At 73.0% G+C, this 15,897-nt stretch carries 12 protein-coding genes; 4 read left to right on the forward strand and 8 right to left on the reverse strand.

Translation table 11 applies throughout. The annotated features are described in order from the left end of the window. Positions 1 to 116: 116 nt before the first annotated feature. The 7 genes from mraY to mraZ form a co-directional block, all read right to left on the reverse strand. Entirely contained in the window at positions 117 to 1,241 is a 1,125-nt protein-coding gene (gene mraY, locus ABZU69_RS15570) for a phospho-N-acetylmuramoyl-pentapeptide-transferase (RefSeq protein WP_354965000.1), read from the reverse strand. Next, the gene (gene murF, locus ABZU69_RS15575; protein ID WP_354965001.1) at positions 1,238 to 2,641 is read right to left on the reverse strand and encodes a UDP-N-acetylmuramoyl-tripeptide--D-alanyl-D-alanine ligase; all 1,404 of its coding nucleotides are present in this window, start codon (positions 2,639 to 2,641) and stop codon (positions 1,238 to 1,240) included. Before murF ends, mraY begins: the two co-directional genes overlap by 4 nt. After that, positions 2,638 to 4,200 (reverse strand): UDP-N-acetylmuramoyl-L-alanyl-D-glutamate--2,6-diaminopimelate ligase, encoded by a 1,563-nt coding sequence (locus ABZU69_RS15580; RefSeq protein ID WP_354965002.1) that lies wholly within the window; start codon positions 4,198 to 4,200, stop codon positions 2,638 to 2,640. The genes murF and ABZU69_RS15580 overlap by 4 nt, the downstream gene beginning before the upstream one ends. Positions 4,201 to 4,252: 52 nt before the next feature. Next, positions 4,253 to 6,460 carry a penicillin-binding protein 2 gene (locus tag ABZU69_RS15585; RefSeq protein WP_354965003.1) on the reverse strand — a complete coding sequence of 736 codons (2,208 nt, stop codon included), beginning with the start codon at positions 6,458 to 6,460 and terminating at the stop codon, positions 4,253 to 4,255. A 3-nt stretch (positions 6,461 to 6,463) separates the two neighbouring features. Further along, positions 6,464 to 7,072, reverse strand: a complete 609-nt coding sequence (locus tag ABZU69_RS15590; protein ID WP_354965004.1) for a hypothetical protein — start codon at positions 7,070 to 7,072, stop codon at positions 6,464 to 6,466. Further along, complete coding sequence (gene rsmH, locus ABZU69_RS15595) at positions 7,062 to 8,174, reverse strand: 16S rRNA (cytosine(1402)-N(4))-methyltransferase RsmH (RefSeq protein WP_354965124.1); 1,113 nt, start codon at positions 8,172 to 8,174, stop codon at positions 7,062 to 7,064. The genes ABZU69_RS15590 and rsmH overlap by 11 nt, the downstream gene beginning before the upstream one ends. 203 nt (positions 8,175 to 8,377) lie before the next feature. Then, the gene (gene mraZ, locus ABZU69_RS15600) at positions 8,378 to 8,809 is read right to left on the reverse strand and encodes a division/cell wall cluster transcriptional repressor MraZ (protein WP_074313044.1); all 432 of its coding nucleotides are present in this window, start codon (positions 8,807 to 8,809) and stop codon (positions 8,378 to 8,380) included. 355 nt (positions 8,810 to 9,164) lie between these two features. Between mraZ and ABZU69_RS15605 the strand changes: the two genes are divergently transcribed. Genes ABZU69_RS15605 through ABZU69_RS15620 form a run of 4 tightly spaced genes read left to right on the forward strand, consistent with a single transcriptional unit; the run spans position 9,165 to position 12,586 of the window. Further along, a complete protein-coding gene (locus ABZU69_RS15605; protein ID WP_354965125.1) occupies positions 9,165 to 10,412 on the forward strand; it encodes a MurT ligase domain-containing protein in 1,248 nt (415 codons plus the stop codon). Then, positions 10,402 to 11,121, forward strand: a complete 720-nt coding sequence (locus tag ABZU69_RS15610; RefSeq protein ID WP_354965005.1) for a glutamine amidotransferase — start codon at positions 10,402 to 10,404, stop codon at positions 11,119 to 11,121. The genes ABZU69_RS15605 and ABZU69_RS15610 overlap by 11 nt, the downstream gene beginning before the upstream one ends. Continuing rightward, entirely contained in the window at positions 11,118 to 11,807 is a 690-nt protein-coding gene (locus tag ABZU69_RS15615) for a VTT domain-containing protein (RefSeq protein WP_354965006.1), read from the forward strand. Before ABZU69_RS15610 ends, ABZU69_RS15615 begins: the two co-directional genes overlap by 4 nt. Next, positions 11,804 to 12,586, forward strand: coding sequence for a phosphotransferase (locus ABZU69_RS15620; protein WP_354965007.1), 783 nt, complete (start codon positions 11,804 to 11,806; stop codon positions 12,584 to 12,586). The genes ABZU69_RS15615 and ABZU69_RS15620 overlap by 4 nt, the downstream gene beginning before the upstream one ends. 137 nt (positions 12,587 to 12,723) lie before the next feature. On the opposite strand, the gene leuS is transcribed toward ABZU69_RS15620, so the two are convergent. Continuing rightward, a complete protein-coding gene (gene leuS / locus ABZU69_RS15625) occupies positions 12,724 to 15,564 on the reverse strand; it encodes a leucine--tRNA ligase (protein ID WP_354965008.1) in 2,841 nt (946 codons plus the stop codon). Positions 15,565 to 15,897 lie beyond the last annotated feature (333 nt).

The following is a 15,897-nucleotide window of genomic DNA, read 5'->3' on the forward strand; positions in this document are numbered from 1 at the left end:
TGCGCCGGGCACGCCCACACCGGCGCCCCCGGCGTGTCGGGCGGACACGCCTCGGCCCCCGGCGGTCCGCCGTGGGCGGAACCGGGGGCCGAGGTGGGGTGGCCGGCGCGCGCCGGTCAGGTCATGTTGGCGAGGAACTCGCTGTAGAACAGGCCCAGCGCGATGGCCACCCCGATGCCGGCGATGATCCAGAACCGGACCACGATGTTGACCTCGCTCCAGCCGGCCAGCTCGAAGTGGTGGTGCAACGGCGACATCCGGAAGACGCGCTTACCGGTGGTCCGGAAGGAGATGATCTGGATCACCAAGGACATCGTGATGATCACGAAGAGCCCACCGATGATCGGCAGCAGCAGGATCGTCCGGGTGGACATCGCCATGCCGGCGATCAGGCCGCCCAGCCCCAGTGCACCGGTGTCACCCATGAAGATCCGCGCCGGGGACGTGTTCCACCAGAGGAAGCCGACACAGGCCCCCGCGGCGGCGCCGGCTATCAGCGCGATCTCCAACGGGTCGCGGACCGCGTAGCAGTACGACTGGGTGTAGCTCGGGTCGGCGCACCAGTGCCGGTACTGCCAGAACGCGATCAACGCGTACGCGGCGAGCACCATCACCGAGGCGCCGGTGGCCAGACCGTCCAGGCCGTCGGTGAGGTTCACCCCGTTCGTCGCGCCCATCACCACGAAGATGAAGATGATCACCGCGCCGATCTTGCTGACCTCCAGGGCGTCGATGTCCCGGATGAAGCTCAGCGTGGTGCTGCCCACCGTCTCGGTGTTCGTCACCGCGCCCGACGCGTCGGTCATCGTGCTCGGGAAGTAAAGCGCCACCACGCCGAAGACCGCGCCGACCAGGATCTGGCCGAGCAGTTTGCCACGCTTGTTCAGCCCGGCGCTGTTGCGCTTGCGCACCTTGAGGAAGTCGTCGAGGAAGCCCACCGCGCCGGAGAACACCATCAGTCCCAGCAGCACCAGCGCGGTGATGGTCGGCTCGACCTGGGCGATCTGCGCGTCCGGCAGGGTGGTCAGGGCCAGGTGCCCGGCCACGTACGCGATCACCGTGGCCAGGATGAAGACCACGCCGCCCATCGTCGGCGTGCCCTTCTTGGTCTGGTGCATGGCCGGGCCCTCGGCCCGGATCGGCTGGCCGGCCTTGAGCCGGGCGAACACCTTGATCGCGATCGGGGTGCAGAAGAGCGAGACGATGAAGGCCACCCCGACGGCGACGATGACCGCCCTCACGCGGTAGCTCCGTTTCCGGGGGTGCCGTCGGCGCGCAGTGCGTCGGCCACCTCCCACGTCCGGTACCGGGAGCCCTTGACCAGGACGACATCGCCCGGCCGTAGCTCGCCCCGCAGCACCTCGACGGCCGCCGCCTGATCGGTGAGCAGCACCGACTCTCCTCCCCAGTTCCCTACCGCTGTCGCGCCCTCATGGATCGGCGCAGCCGGCTCGCCCACCACGAGCAGCCGGTCGACACCCAGCTCGGCCGCGAGTTGGCCGAGCTCGGCGTGGCCGTCCCGCTCGAACGGCCCCAGCTCGGCCATGTAGCCGAGCACCGCGACCGTACGCCGATCCCGGCCGAGCGTGGCGAGCGCCTTCAGCGCCGCCGACATCGAGGCCGGGTTGGCGTTGTACGAGTCGTCGATCACGGTCACCCCGTCGGGGCGGTCGAAGACGTCCATCCGCCGGGTGGAGACCAACCCCAACTCGCCGAGCGCCGTGGCCAGCTCGGCCAGCGGCATGCCCAGCTCCCGGGCGACCGCCGCGGCGGCGAGGGTGTTGGAGACCTGGTGGCGGCCGGTCAGCCCGAGGCGCACCGGCGCGCTCCCCTCCGGGACGACCAGGGTGTACGACGCGCGCCCCCGGTCGTCCAGCGTGACGTCCTCGGCCCGCACGTCGGCGTCCGGGGCCTCCCCGTAGCGGACCACCCGGGCCCGGGTGCGGCTGGCCATCGCGTCCACCCGCGGGTCGTCGGCGTTGAGCACCGCCAGCCCTTCCGGCGGCAGCGCCTCGACCAGCTCCCCCTTGGCCACGGCGATGGTCTCCTGCGAGCCGAACTCACCGATGTGCGACGTCCCGACGTTGAGCACCACGGAGATCCGCGGCGGGACGATCTCGCACAGGTAGCGCACGTGCCCCACCCCGCGCGAGCCCTTCTCCAGCACCAGGTAGCGGGTGTCCGGCCCGGCGCGCAACGCGGTGTGCGGGTGCCCCAGCTCGTTGTTGAACGAGCCGGGCGGCGCCACCGTGGCCCCGAGCCGGGCGGTGAGCTGGCCGATCAGGTCCTTGGTGGTGGTCTTGCCGGAGGAGCCGGTCAGGCCGATCACGGTCAGCCCGGGCAGCCGGTCCACCACCGCGCGGGCCAGCCGGCCCATCGCGGTCAACGCGTCGGCGACCAGCACCATCGGCACACCGGGCACCTCGCGGGTGCCGAGCACGGCCACCGCGCCGGCCGAGATCGCCCCGGCCGCGTAGTCGTGCCCGTCGACCTTCTCACCCGGGAAGGCCACGAAGAGCGCCCCGGGCCCCACCTTGCGCGAGTCGAACTCGACCGGCCCGGTGACGGTGGCGGCCGGGTCGGCGGCGACCAGCCGCCCCTCGACCGCCGCGGCCACCTCGGCCAGGCTCAGTGCGATCACCGCTGACCCGCCAGGTCCCCGAAGCGGGCCCGCAGCGCGTCGGCCAACTCGATGCTGTCGTCGAACGGGAGCACCTCGCCCGCCACCTCCTGGCCTCGCTCGTGACCCTTGCCGAGCAGCGCGATCACGTCGCCCGGCGCGGCCAGCCGGACGGCCTCGTCGATCGCGGCCCGGCGACCGGCCACCTCGATGATCCGGGCGGCCGTGCCGGCCCGGTACGCCCCGGCGAGCACCTCGGCGCGGATCTCCGCCGGATCCTCGGTGCGCGGGTTGTCGTCGGTCACCAGCACCACGTCGGCCCCCTCCGCGGCGGCGGCCCCCATCACCGGCCGCTTGCCCCGGTCCCGGTCTCCGCCGGCACCGATCACGCAGATCAGCCGGCCGGCGCTCAACTCACGCAGCGCGGCCAGCGCGGCCACGATCGCGTCCGACTTGTGCGCGTAGTCGACGACCCCGCGCACCGGCCCGGCGACGTCGACGAGCTCCAGCCGGCCGGGCACACCGCCGCAGGCGGCCACGCCGGCGGCCGCGATCGCCGGGTCGACCCCGGCGCCGACCAGCGCGGCGATGGCCAGCAGCGCGTTGGCGACGTTGTGCCGCCCGGGCAGCGCCACCCCGGCGGGCAGGACCACACCGTCCGGGCCGTGCGCGGTGAACCGCTGGGCGTACCCCTCGCCATCCACGCCGTCGGCCCACCAGGTCGCGGCCGGGTCGCCGGCGGCCGAGTAGCTGATCGTGGCCGGCCGGTACAGCGGCTTCAGCGCCGGGTCGTCGTGGTTGAGCACCTCGACCGCGCACCGGCCGTCGAAGAGCTGCGCCTTGGCGGCGAAGTAGTCGGCGCTGTCGGCGTGGAAGTCCAGGTGGTCGGAGCCGAAGTTGGTGTAACCGCCGACGGCGAACCGGACACCGCCCACCCGGCCCATGGCCAGCGCGTGGCTGGAGACCTCCATGACCACCGCGGTGACCCCCCGCTCGCGGGCGGTGGCCAGCATGGCGTGCAGGTCGGTCGCCTCGGGGGTGGTGCGAACGCTGTCGATCACCAGGTCACCGAGCCGGGTCTCGACGGTGCCGATCAACCCGGTGGTGTGCCCGGCGGCGCGCAGCCCCGACTCGATCAGGTATGCCGTGGACGTCTTTCCGGCGGTGCCGGTCACGCCGATCACGGTCAGCTCCGCGGTCGGGTCGCCGTAGACGGCCGAGGCCAGCTCGCCGAGCACCGCGCGGGGGTCGGGCACCACGAGAGCGGGCAGGCCGGTCTCCGCCGCCAGCTCGGCGCCGGCCGGGTCGGTCAGCAGAGCCACCGCGCCCGCCGCGGCGGCGCCGGCGGCGAACTCCGCGCCGTGCCGGCGGGCGCCGGGCAGCGCCGCGTACAGGTCGCCGGGGCGGACCTCCTGGCTGGCGTGGGTCGCCCCGGTGACGACCACCCCGGCGGCGTCCGCCGGCAGGTCGACGGCGAGCCGGACGGCGAGATCACCGAGCCGGACTCCGGTCACGGTACGTGGACGTGGATTGCCGGGCACGGCGTCAGACCCTACCCGGTCGCACGGTTCCGGCCGCACAGCCGCCCCGGTGGTTCTTCGGCACTCACCGATGATGTCTCGCCGTCGCTGCTCAGCGCGGATAGACCACGAACTTGGGCGCCGAGCCGCCGGTGGACGGCGGTACGCGGTAGTGACGCAGCGTGAACTGCATCATGTCGCGGAACGCCGGCACGGCGATGGCGGCACCCCCACCGGCGGGCGCGTACACGAAGACGGCGATCACGTACCGGGGCTTCTCCGCGGGAGCCATGCCGATGAACGAGGACACCTCGCCGGGCTGCTTCTTGCCGTCCACCAGCCGCCAGCCGGTGCCGGTCTTGCCGGCGATCCGATAGCCGGGCACCGCCGCGCCCACGCCGGTGGCGCCGTCGACCGTGGTGACCGCCTCCAGCATGGTGCGCAGCGCCGCCGCGTTCTGCGGGCTGAGCACCGAGCGGGTCACCGGGGCCGGCGCGGGAGTGCGCTTGCCGTCCGGGCCGATCGTCTCCTTGACAAGGTGCGGCTGGACGTACGTGCCGTCGTTGGCGATGGCGGCGTACGCGGCGGCCATCTGCAGCGGCGTGGCGTCGACGCTGTGCCCGATCGGCACCGACCCGGCCGACGACCCGCTCCACTCGTCGGCCGGCAGCAGCCGGCCGCTGGCCTCGCCGGGCACCCCCTCACCGGTGGGCTGGCCAAGCCCGAACCGCTTCTGGTAGTCGATCAACCGGTCCCGGCCGAGCTTGTCGGCGATGGTGATGGTGCCGACGTTCGACGAGTAGGCGAGCATCCCGGGCACGCTCATCCGCCGGCCGTTGGCGAAGTGCGTGTCGGAGAACCAGGTGTCGCCCTTCTTGATGCTGTTCGCGATCGGCAGCGTGGTGTCCGGGGTGATCACCCCCTCCTGCAACGCCGCGCCGAACGTGATCGCCTTGTGCACCGAGCCGGGGTCGACCACGAAGCTGGTCGCCGCGTCCTCCCGGGCGACCGGATCGCTCGGGATCGGCTTCGCCGCGTTGTAGGTGGGGTGGCTGGCCTGGGCCAGCACCTCGCCGGTGGGCACGTCGATGATCACCGCCGCGGCCGTGGCGCCGCGCTGCTGCCCCATCCCCGCACTGAGGATCTGCTGCGTGCGGAACTGCAGGTCACGGTCGGTGGTGAGGGCTATCGAGCTGCCCGGCTTGGCCGGCGTGGTCCGGCTGTAGCCGCCCGGGATCGGCGCGGCGAGGTCACCGAGGCCGGCCTCGTACACCCGCTTGCCGTCCTGCCCGGCGAGCAGCTCGTCGTAGCGGGCCTCCAGCCCCTCCAGCCCGACCATGTCCTGGCTGGTGAAGCCGATCAGGTTGGCCGCCAGGTCATCGCCGGGCACCTCGCGGCGCTCGTCGCGGTGCACCCCGATGCCGGGCAGCTCGAGCGCCAGCACCTGCTTGGCGTTCGGGATCTCCACCCCCCGGGCCAGGTACTCGAACCGGGACGGGTTGCCGTTCTCCAGCTTGCGGGGCTTCATCAGCTCGGTGAGCCTCGACGCCGGGATGCCGAGCAGCGGGGAGAGCGCCTTCGCGGTGGCGGCGGAGTCCTCGATCTCGGTCGGGTCGGCGAACACGTACCGCGCCTCGACGCTGTGCGCCAGTGGCTCGCCGGTGCGGTCGTAGATCGCGCCGCGCGGCGCGGGCAGCTCGACCGTGCGGGTCCGGTCGGCGACGCCGCCGCCGGCGTACGCCGGGGTGTCCACCGCCTGAAGGAAGATCAGCCGGATCCCGATGGCGGCGAACAGCGCCAGGGTCAGGGCGGTGCCGAGTCGCAGCCGCAGCCGCGGGTCGGCCAGCTTCGGCGGTCGCGGCGGCTTGCGGGACGGCCGCCGGGCCGCCGGGCGGTCGGCGCGGCGCGGCGCGCGCGGCGTGGTCCGTCGGCGCGGCGGCGGCTCGTCGCCGGCCGGGCCACGGGGGGTACGGGGCGCGACGGTGCGCACGACCCCGCCGCGTCCCGCTGCCGGGGCGTCCCGCCGGCCGGAACGGGCGGCGGCCCGGCCTCCGTCGAGCACCTGCAACGCCGGCCGGAACGGGTCGCCGGACCGGGTGCTGCGCGGCGTACGCCGCTGCTCGGCGCCCCCGCTGCGCGGCGGCGTGCCGCGCTCCTCGCGGATGGTCCGACCCCTCGGGGTGTACGCCCGGGCGCCGGAGATGCCCCCCATGCCCGGCTCGCTGGCGCGCGGCTCCCCGTCCCTGGGGCCGGCGTCAGGTGAAGAGCCGCGCCGGGACCCCTTGGGATCCCGGCGCGGCTCGTCCGACCTCGGTGGCACGGGTCAGCCTCCAGAGCCCTGCTGGCTGGTCACCGACGGCTCGCCGGTCGCCGGCTTCGGTACGCCGATGGTCCGGCCGTCCGGCAGCCGGATGTACGCCGGCTCGCCGGCGTCCACCAGGCCCAGCCGTCGCGCCTGGGCAGTCAGGTTGCCCGGCGCCTTGGCCTCGGCGATCTGCTTGTCCAGCTGCTGCTTCTCCAGGTCCAGCCGGGCCTGCTGCTCCTGCAGCTTCTCCAGCCGGAACGCATTCTCGTTGATCTTGGTGTTGACCGCCAGGATGCCCAGCACCCCGCCGACCACCAGGACCACGATCAGCGCCGCGAACGGCGCGCGCGGCACCGACACCGGAGGCGGTGGCGCCACCCGCAGCCGGGGCGGGCGGGCGGTGGCGGCTACGCCGGCCTTCGCGGCCGGGCGCAGCGCGGCGGTGCCCTGGGTCGGGAACTCGCGCGCCCCCCGGGCGCGAGCCTCCCCCTGCCGGTTCACTCGATCGATGCGTGGCGTACCGTTGCCCCCGCGCGGCGCCCGCTCCGCCGCGGTCCGGCCCCCCGACCGCGGTGTGCGCTGCCCGGCGCCGGTGACGTCCCGACGCTCGCGCTTGTCAATGTTCATGTCCCTCCCCCTCTACATCCGTCCCTCTGTCGTCCCCCGGCGTCCCTGGATCCCCCACGGATCCCGCGGACCCCGTCCCCGGTTGGTGCATCGCCTTCACCCGTCGGCGGGACCGTTCGCGGTCGGTCCGCCCCTGCTGTGTCGCGTTCGGGTCGAGTCGCTCCGCGGCCCGCAACCGCACCGAGGCGGCTCGCGGGTTCGCGGCGACCTCCGCCTCCCCGGGCAGTTCGGCGCCCCGGCTGAGCAGCCGGAACGTCGGACCGGACCCGGGCAGTTCGACCGGGAGGTCGATCGGGCCCTTACTGCGGACCCGGTCCGCGAGCGCCACCTTGGTGAGCCGGTCCTCCAGCGAGTGGTAGGACAGGACCACCATGCGACCGCCCACGGTCAGTGCGTCGAGCGCGGACGGCAGCGCTGACTCCAGCGCTGCCAGCTCCTTGTTTACCTCGATCCGCAAAGCCTGAAACGTTCTCTTTGCCGGGTGTCCGCCCGTTCGTCGGGCTGGTGCCGGAATGGAGTCCCTGACCAGCTCCGCCAACCGCGCGGACGAGGTGATCCGGGCGCGTTCCCGCTCCCGGATGATCGCCGAGGCGATCCGGCCGGCGAACTTCTCCTCGCCGTAGACCCGCAGCACCCGGGCCAGGTCCGGATGGCCGTAGGTGTTGACCACCTCCTCGGCGGTCACCCCCCGGGTCTGGTCCATCCGCATGTCCAGCGGAGCGTCCTGGGCGTACGCGAACCCGCGGTCGGGCGCGTCTAGTTGCAGCGACGAGACACCCAGGTCGAACAGGATCCCGTCGATGCCCGGATAGCCCAGCCGGTCCAGCACCTCGGGCAGCTCGTCGTAGACGGCGTGCTCCAGGTGCACCCGGTCGGCGAAACGGGCCAGCCGGACCCGTGCGTGGGCGAGCGCCTCGGTGTCCCGGTCGAGCCCGATCAGGACCGTCTCCGGGTGCGCCTCCAGCACCGCCTCCGCATGCCCGGCCAGGCCGAGCGTCGCGTCGACGTGCACCGTCCGGCCGCCCCGACCCAGCGCGGGGGCCAGCAGCTCGAGACACCGCTCGAGCAGCACCGGCACGTGCGTGCCGCGCAGCTCCCCCATGATGACCCCCACTGGTTGAAACGTCCGTTCGTTCATGCGCCTGCCGTCGGACGGCGCCGCCGTCGTACCGCCAGATCCCCATCCGCTCCCGCCGGGCACCGGGCTCGGCCCGATGACTGGATCGTGCGCCTGGCACCGGGGAAGGGATGCCAGGAACTCGAAAGCGGCTGGAGATCTCGCAGTACGTCGGGCGCCGTCCCGCCCTACAGACCGCCGGGCAGCACCCCCTCCTCGATGTCGGCGAAGTCGTCTTCACTCTCGGCGAGGTAGGTCTCCCAGGCGACCCGGTCCCAGATCTCCACCCGCGTGCTCGCGCCGATCACGACCAGGTCGCGGTCGAGTGCGGCGTACGCCCGCAGGTGGGCTGGGATCGTGACCCGGCCCTGCTTGTCCGGCACCTCGTCGTGCGCGCTGGCGAAGAAGACCCGGCTGTAGGCCCGGGCCGCCTTGTGCGTCATCGGTTGCGCGCGCAACTGCTCCGCGATCCGCTGGAACTCGGGCGTCGGAAAGACGTAGAGGCAGCGCTCCTGCCCTTTGGTGATCACGACACCCCCCGCCAGCTCGTCCCGGAACTTGGCCGGAAGGATCAACCGGCCTTTGTCGTCCAGGCGCGGAGTGTGGGTGCCGAGAAACACCGGCCCTACCCCCTCGCCCTTAAGCGGCGTTCGCGGCGCCGCTGACCCCCCGGGCCGGTGAGCCCTCCCGGCCTCACCATTGGGCCCCACTCTACTCCACTTCCCTCCACCTGCAACCAGAATCGACCGCGTGGCGCGCCCTATCCGTGGGCAAAACCGCACGTCACAGGGGGTGGGGCGGAGTGGAGGGCCCGGACCGCCGCCCGGCGTGGTCCGCTTTCCGACATTGATCGACTCCGTCCGGTGGAAGCCGACTCGGCCACCCGAGTCCGCACCACAACCGAACGGTTCGCCGTCGGCGGCGATCTGGTGGGGTGGGTGGTCCGGTAACCTCGCTCGCGTGACGGACGCGAAAATGCCCCTACGGGCCAAGGTGGCCAGCTCCGTGTCACGGACCGCCGCGGCGCTCTCCCGGGCGGCCGGCCGTGGCGACGGTTCGGTGATCGGCGGGTGGATCGGGCTGAAGATCGACCCGGACCTGCTGGCCCACCTGTCGGCCGGGCGCGCGATCGCGCTCGTTTCCGGCACCAACGGCAAGACCACCACCACCCGGCTGGCCGCCGCCGCGGTCGGCGTGCTCGGCCGGGTCGCCACCAACTCGTTCGGCGCCAACATGCCCAGCGGGCACACCTCGGCGCTCGCCAAGGCCGGCAGCACCCCGTACGCGGTGCTGGAGGTCGACGAGCACTACCTCGCCCAGGTGCTGGAGGCGACCGAGCCGCACGTGGTCGCGCTGCTGAACCTCTCCCGCGACCAGCTCGACCGGGCCAAGGAGGTCGCCATGATGGCGCAGCTCTGGCGCGCGGCGCTGGTCCGGCACACCGACGTGCGGGTGGTGGCCAACGCCGACGACCCGATGGTCGTCTGGGCCGCCACCCCGCCGGCCGACCCCGCCCGCGGCATCAACCCGCCGCACGTGACCTGGTTCAGCGCCGGCCAGCGCTGGCACGACGACTCCTGGGTCTGCCCCGAGTGCGGCTCCACCATCCAGCGCTCCGGCGACCAGTGGTGGTGCACCGGCTGCGCACTGCGCCGGCCGGAGCCGCAGTGGGTCGTCGAGGACGAGGGCGTGCTCGACCCCACCGGCGCCTGGCACAAGGTCTCCCTCCAACTGCCCGGCAAGGTCAACCTCGGCAACGCGGCGACCGCGCTGGCCGTGGCCGCCGAGTTCGGCGTCCGCCCGGTCGACGCGGTGTCCCGACTCGGCATCGTCACGTCGGTCGCCGGCCGCTACGCGCAGGTGGACAAGGACGGGCGCAACATCCGGCTGCTGCTGGCCAAGAACCCGGCCAGCTGGCTGGAGGCCTTCGACATGGCCGACGAGGCGCCCACCCTGCTCTCCATCAACGCGCGCGACCCCGACGGGCTGGACACCTCCTGGCTCTTCGACGTCGACTTCGCCCCGCTGCGCGGCCGGCAGGTGCTGATCACCGGCGACCGGGCGTACGACCTGGCGGTCCGGCTGAACGTCAACGACGTGCCGTTCCAGCACGTGCGCACCTTCGACGACGCGATCCGGTCGGTCCCGCCCGGGCGGCTGGAGGTCATCGCGAACTACACCGCGTTCCAGGACATCCGAGCGGAGTTGGACCGTGTCAACTGAGAGCCTGCGCATCGTCTGGATCTACCCCGACCTGCTCTCCACCTACGGCGACCGGGGCAACGCCCTGATCCTCGCCCAACGGGCGCGCCAGCGCGGCATGCCGGTCGAGGTCATGGAGGTCCGCTCCGACCAGCGGCTGCCCGCGACCGCCGACATCTACCTGGTCGGCGGCGGCGAGGACGGTCCGCAGGCGCTGGGCGCGCAGCGGCTGATCGCCGACGGCGGTCTGCACCGGGCGGTCGCCCAGGGCTCGGTGGTGTTCGGCGTCTGCGCCGGCTACCAGCTGCTCGGCATGTCGTTCTTCGCCAAGGGTGTGCAGTGCCGCGGCCTTGAGCTGCTCGACCTGCAGTCCGACCGGGGCCCGAGCCGGGCCGTCGGCGAGCTGGCCGGCGAGATCGATCCGCGGCTGGGCCTGCCCGCGCTGACCGGCTTCGAGAACCACGGCGGCCGCACCCACCTCGGCCCGGAGGTCGCGCCGCTGGCCCGGGTGACCGCCGGGGTCGGCAACGACGGCAGCACCGAGGGCGCCTGGCGCGGCAAGCTGCTCGGCACGTATTCGCACGGGCCCGCACTGGCCCGCAACCCGGCCCTGGCCGACCTGCTGCTGCGCTGGGCCACCGGCGCGCACCAGCTCCCGCCGCTGGACGACACCTGGTCGGACCGGCTCCGGAACGAGCGCCGCGCCGCAGTGGCCGCCGCCCGGGCATGATCCGGGCCGTCCGGCGGCTGCTCCGGCAGCCGTCGGCCGTCCGGTTCGCCCTGCTCGTGCTGCTGATCGGCGTCTGCGCGCTGCTGTTGCTCCTGGCGCCCCGGCCGGATCCGGCGCGGCTGCCGCAGCTGGCTGACCGGCTCGGCGACCTCGCCCCGGTGGCGGCGGTCCTCGGCGGCGCGCTGCTGCTGGTCGCGTTGGTCCCCCGGACGTTCATCACGCTCGCCGCCGGCGCCATCTTCGGTCCGCTGGAGGGCGCCGCGTACGCCCTGGGCGCCGCGCTGGTGGCGGCGGCGGTCGGGTTCACGGTCGGTCGGCTGCTCGGCCGGGAGTTCGTCGCCGAGCGGGTCCGCGGCCGGCTGGCCCGCCTCGACGGCTGGTTCGCCCGACAGAGCGTGCTCGGCGTGATCACCGTCCGGCTGCTGCCGATCGCCGGCTTCGGGCTGGTCAGTTACGGCTACGGCACCACCGGAGCCCGGATGCTGCCGTTCCTGGCCGGCAGCGTGATCGCCTCCGCCCCGACCGCCTTCGGTTACGCCGCGATCGGCGCGGCGGTCAGCTCCCCCGGCCACATCAACTGGTACGCCGCCGCCCCGGCCAGCCTCGGCCTGATCGCCAGCGTGGTGCTGATCTCCCGGTGGTGGCGCGCCGAGCGGCGGCGCCGGCCGGTGGTGAGCCGACCGTGAGCCGGACCGACGGGCCCGGCGAGCAGCGGCTCGCGGGCGGCTTCGTGGCCGAGGTGGTCCGGGTCGGTGACACGGTACGGCGTACGCCGCCGGCCAACCTGGACTTCGTCGGCGCGCTGCTGCGCCACCTGGCCGGGGTGGACGCGGACCTCGCGCCCCACTACCTGGGCGTCGACGCCCACGGCCGGCAGATCCTCAGCTACGTCGCGGGTCGGGTGCCGTGGCGGGACCGGGAGGATCCCACCTTCTTCGCCGACCCGGCGCTGGTGCGGCTGGCCGAGCTGATCCGGCGGCTGCACGACGCGTGTGCGGGCACCGCGCTGGCCGGCGACGCCGAGACGGTGTGCCACCGCGACCTGTCCCCGAAGAACACGGTGTACCGGGACTCCCCGGCCGGACCGCTGCCGGTGACCTTCCTCGACTGGGACCTGGCCCGGCCGGGCCGAAGGATCGAGGACGTGGCGTTCGCCGGCTGGCACTGGGCGGCGTTGGGCGAGGGCGCCGATCCGACCGAGCTGGGCCGGCGGTGCCGCGTGCTCTGCGACGCCTACGACGCGGCGTGCGGCGCGCCCGTCCGTCCGGCACTGCCTCGCCACGAGCTGGTGGGCCTGATGCTCGACCAGATCGAGAGCACCTGGCGGACCATCGACGCCGGCGCCGACCGCGACGAGCCGGCCATGCGCCGACTGCGCGACCTGGGCGCGGTCGAGGGGGTACGCCGCTGGCAGGACTGGCTGCTCACCCACCGCCCCGCCGTGGTCACGGCGTTGACCGCCTGAGGCGGTGCCGCACGTCGAATAACCGGCCTGCCGCGCCCGCGGAGGCGGCGTGCCGCGCCCGGCGGCGCGTGCGCGCCGGAGAGCGTTATGACTCAGAGGCATATTTATACCTCTGAGTCATAACGCTCGTCACAGTGTCAGGCGACGACCGAGACCACCCGGCCCGGGACGACGATGACCTTGCGAGGTTCCTTACCGGCCAGGGCGGCGGCCACCGCCTCCAGCGCGGCCGCGCGGACGGTCTCCTCGGACGAGTCGGCCGGAACCTCGATACGGCCACGCACCTTGCCGTTGATCTGCACCGGATAGGTGACCGTGTCCACCACCAGCAGCGCCGGGTCGGCCGTCGGGAAGTCCACATACGTCAGCGACGTGTCGTGGCCCAGCCGACGCCACAGCTCCTCGGCGACGTGCGGGGCGAACGGCGCCACCATCAGCACCAGCGGCTCGGCCACCTCGCGCGGCGTCGCCGACAGCCGGGTCAGCCCGTTGGTCAGCTCGATCAGCTTCGCGATCGCGGTGTTGAACCGGATGCCGTCCATGTCGCCGCGGACCCCGTGGATCACCTTGTGCAGCAGCCGGCGGGTCGCCTCGTCGGCCGGCTCGTCGGTGACCCGCAGCGCACCGGTCTCCTCGTCGATCACCGCCCGCCAGACCCGCTGCAGGAACCGGTACGACCCGACCACCGCCCGGGTCTCCCACGGGCGGGACACCTCCAGCGGGCCCATCGACATCTCGTACACCCGGAACGTGTCGGCGCCGTACGCGGCGCACATGTCGTCGGGGGTCACCACGTTCTTCAGCGACTTGCCCATCTTGCCGTACTCGCGGTTGACCACCACGTCGTCCAGGTAGTAGGCGCCGTCGCGCTCGATGACCTCCTCGGCCTGCACGTAGCTGCCGCGCGAGTCGGTGTACGCGTACGCCTGGATCATGCCCTGGTTGAACAGCTTGCGGAACGGCTCGAACGACGACACGTGCCCCAGGTCGAACAGCACCTTGTGCCAGAACCGCGCGTACAGCAGGTGCAGCACGGCGTGCTCGGCGCCGCCGACGTACAGGTCGGTCCCCCCGCAGTCGCCCTCGCCGCGCGAGCCCATCCAGTACCGCTCGTTCTCGGCGCCGACGAACCGCTCGCTGTTGGTCGGGTCCAGGTAGCGCAGCTCGTACCAGCAGGAGCCGGCCCACTGCGGCATCACGTTGGTCTCCCGGGTGTAGCGCTTCGGCCCGTCACCCAGGTCCAGCTCCACCTCGACCCAGTCGCGGCGACGCGACAGCGGCGTCTCCGGGTTCGAGTCGGCGTCGTTCGGGTCGAACGTCTTCGGCGAGAAGTCGTCCACCTCCGGCAGCTCGACCGGCAGCATCTCGTCCGGCAGGGCGATCGCCGCGCCGGTCTCGTCGTAGACGATCGGGAAGGGCTCACCCCAGTAGCGCTGCCGGGAGAACAGCCAGTCGCGCAGCCGGTAGGTCACCGCGCCGGCCCCGTGCCCGTTCGCCTCCAGCCAGGCGATGATCGTCGACTTGGCGTCGGCGACCCCCAGGCCGTCCAGGTCCAGGCCGCGCTCGGGCGCCGCGCTGTTGATCGCCGGACCGTCCCCGGTGTACGCCTTACCGTCGAAGCCCTCCGACGGCTGCACGGTCCGCACGATGGGCAGCTCGAAGACCTCGGCGAACGCCCAGTCCCGCTGGTCCTGTGCGGGCACCGCCATGATCGCGCCGGTGCCGTAGCCGACCAGCACGTAGTCGGCGATGAAGATCGGGATCTGCCCGTCGGTGACCGGGTTGGTGGCGTACGCCCCGATGAAGACGCCGGTCTTCTCCTTGGTGTCGGCCTGCCGCTCGATGTCCGTCTTGGCCGCCGCCGCCTTGCGGTACGCCTCGACGGCCGCACGCGGGCTGGCGTGCCCGCCGGTCCAGGCGTCCCGCGTCCCCTCCGGCCAGGCGGTCGGCACCAGCGTGTCGACCAGTTCATGCTCGGGCGCCAGCACCATGTAGGTGGCGCCGAAGATGGTGTCCGGCCGGGTCGTGAACACGCGCACGGGCGCGCCGGCGGTCGGGAAGTCGATGTGCGCGCCGGTGGAGCGGCCGATCCAGTTGCGCTGCGAGTGCTTGATCGCCTCGGGCCAGTCCAGGCTGCCCAGGTCGTCCAGCAGCCGGTCACCGTACGCGGTGATCCGCATCATCCACTGCTTCAGGTTGCGCTTGAAGACCGGGAAGTTGCCCCGCTCGGAGCGGCCGTCGGCGGTGACCTCCTCGTTCGCCAGCACGGTGCCCAGCCCCGGGCACCAGTTCACCGGGGCCTGCGAGACGTACGCCAGCCGGTGGTCGTCGACGACCTGCCGGCGCTCGGCGATGCTCAGCTCGGCCCAGGCCCGGCCGTCCGGAGTCGGCCGGTTACCGCCCTCGAACTCGGCGATCAGCTCGGCGATCGGCCGCGCCCGCCCGGCGTCCCGGTCGTACCAGGAGTTGAAGATCTGCAGGAAGATCCACTGGGTCCAGCGGTAGAAGTCGGTGTCGATGGTGGCCACCGAGCGACGCTCGTCATGCGCCAGCCCCAGCCGGCGCAGCTGCGCCTTGTACCGCTCGATGTTCGCCACCGTGGTGGTCCGCGGATGCGTGCCGGTCTGCACCGCGTACTGCTCAGCGGGCAGGCCGAACGCGTCGAAGCCCATCGCGTGCAGCACGTTGCGCCCGGCCATCCGCTGGTAGCGGGCGAAGCAGTCGGTGCCGATGTAGCCCAGCGGGTGGCCGACGTGCAGGCCGGCGCCGGAGGGGTAGGGGAACATGTCCAGCACGTACAGCTTCTCCGCACCGGCCCGGGGGTGGTCCGGGTCGGCCAGCGGGCCGGTCGGGTTCGGGGCGTGGAACGTGCCCTCGCGCGCCCAGATGTCCTGCCAACGGTTTTCGATCTCGTCGGCCAGGGCCGCGGTGTACCGGAACGGGGGGATGTCGCCCGCCGGTGCGGCTGCCTCACTCATGGTCTCTCCTCGCTCAGCTTCGCTTCGTCTCGGCGCCACCGGGCCGGCCGGCGACGGGCACAAAAAAGCCCCTCGCGCAGGAGGGGCCGCCGTGCTGTCGCGCGTTCAGCGCATCAGCACGGCCCGGTAAGAAGCAGGAAAGCTCCGGCCATGCCCGGCAGTGTACCTCGCCGCCGGGCCTGGCTGGCGTGGCCCGGGACGAGCCGGGTCCGATCGCCCGAGTTGGCGAATATCGGTGCGTAACCGACGGACTACCTGCGGGGGTCGGCGTTAACGACAAACATGGTTAGCCTGAGAGGCCAGTGAGATTTCTGCGGCAAACGAGGCTCGACG

The sequence above is a fragment of the Micromonospora sp. NPDC005206 genome (assembly GCF_040608175.1).
Taxonomy (GTDB): domain Bacteria; phylum Actinomycetota; class Actinomycetes; order Mycobacteriales; family Micromonosporaceae; genus Micromonospora.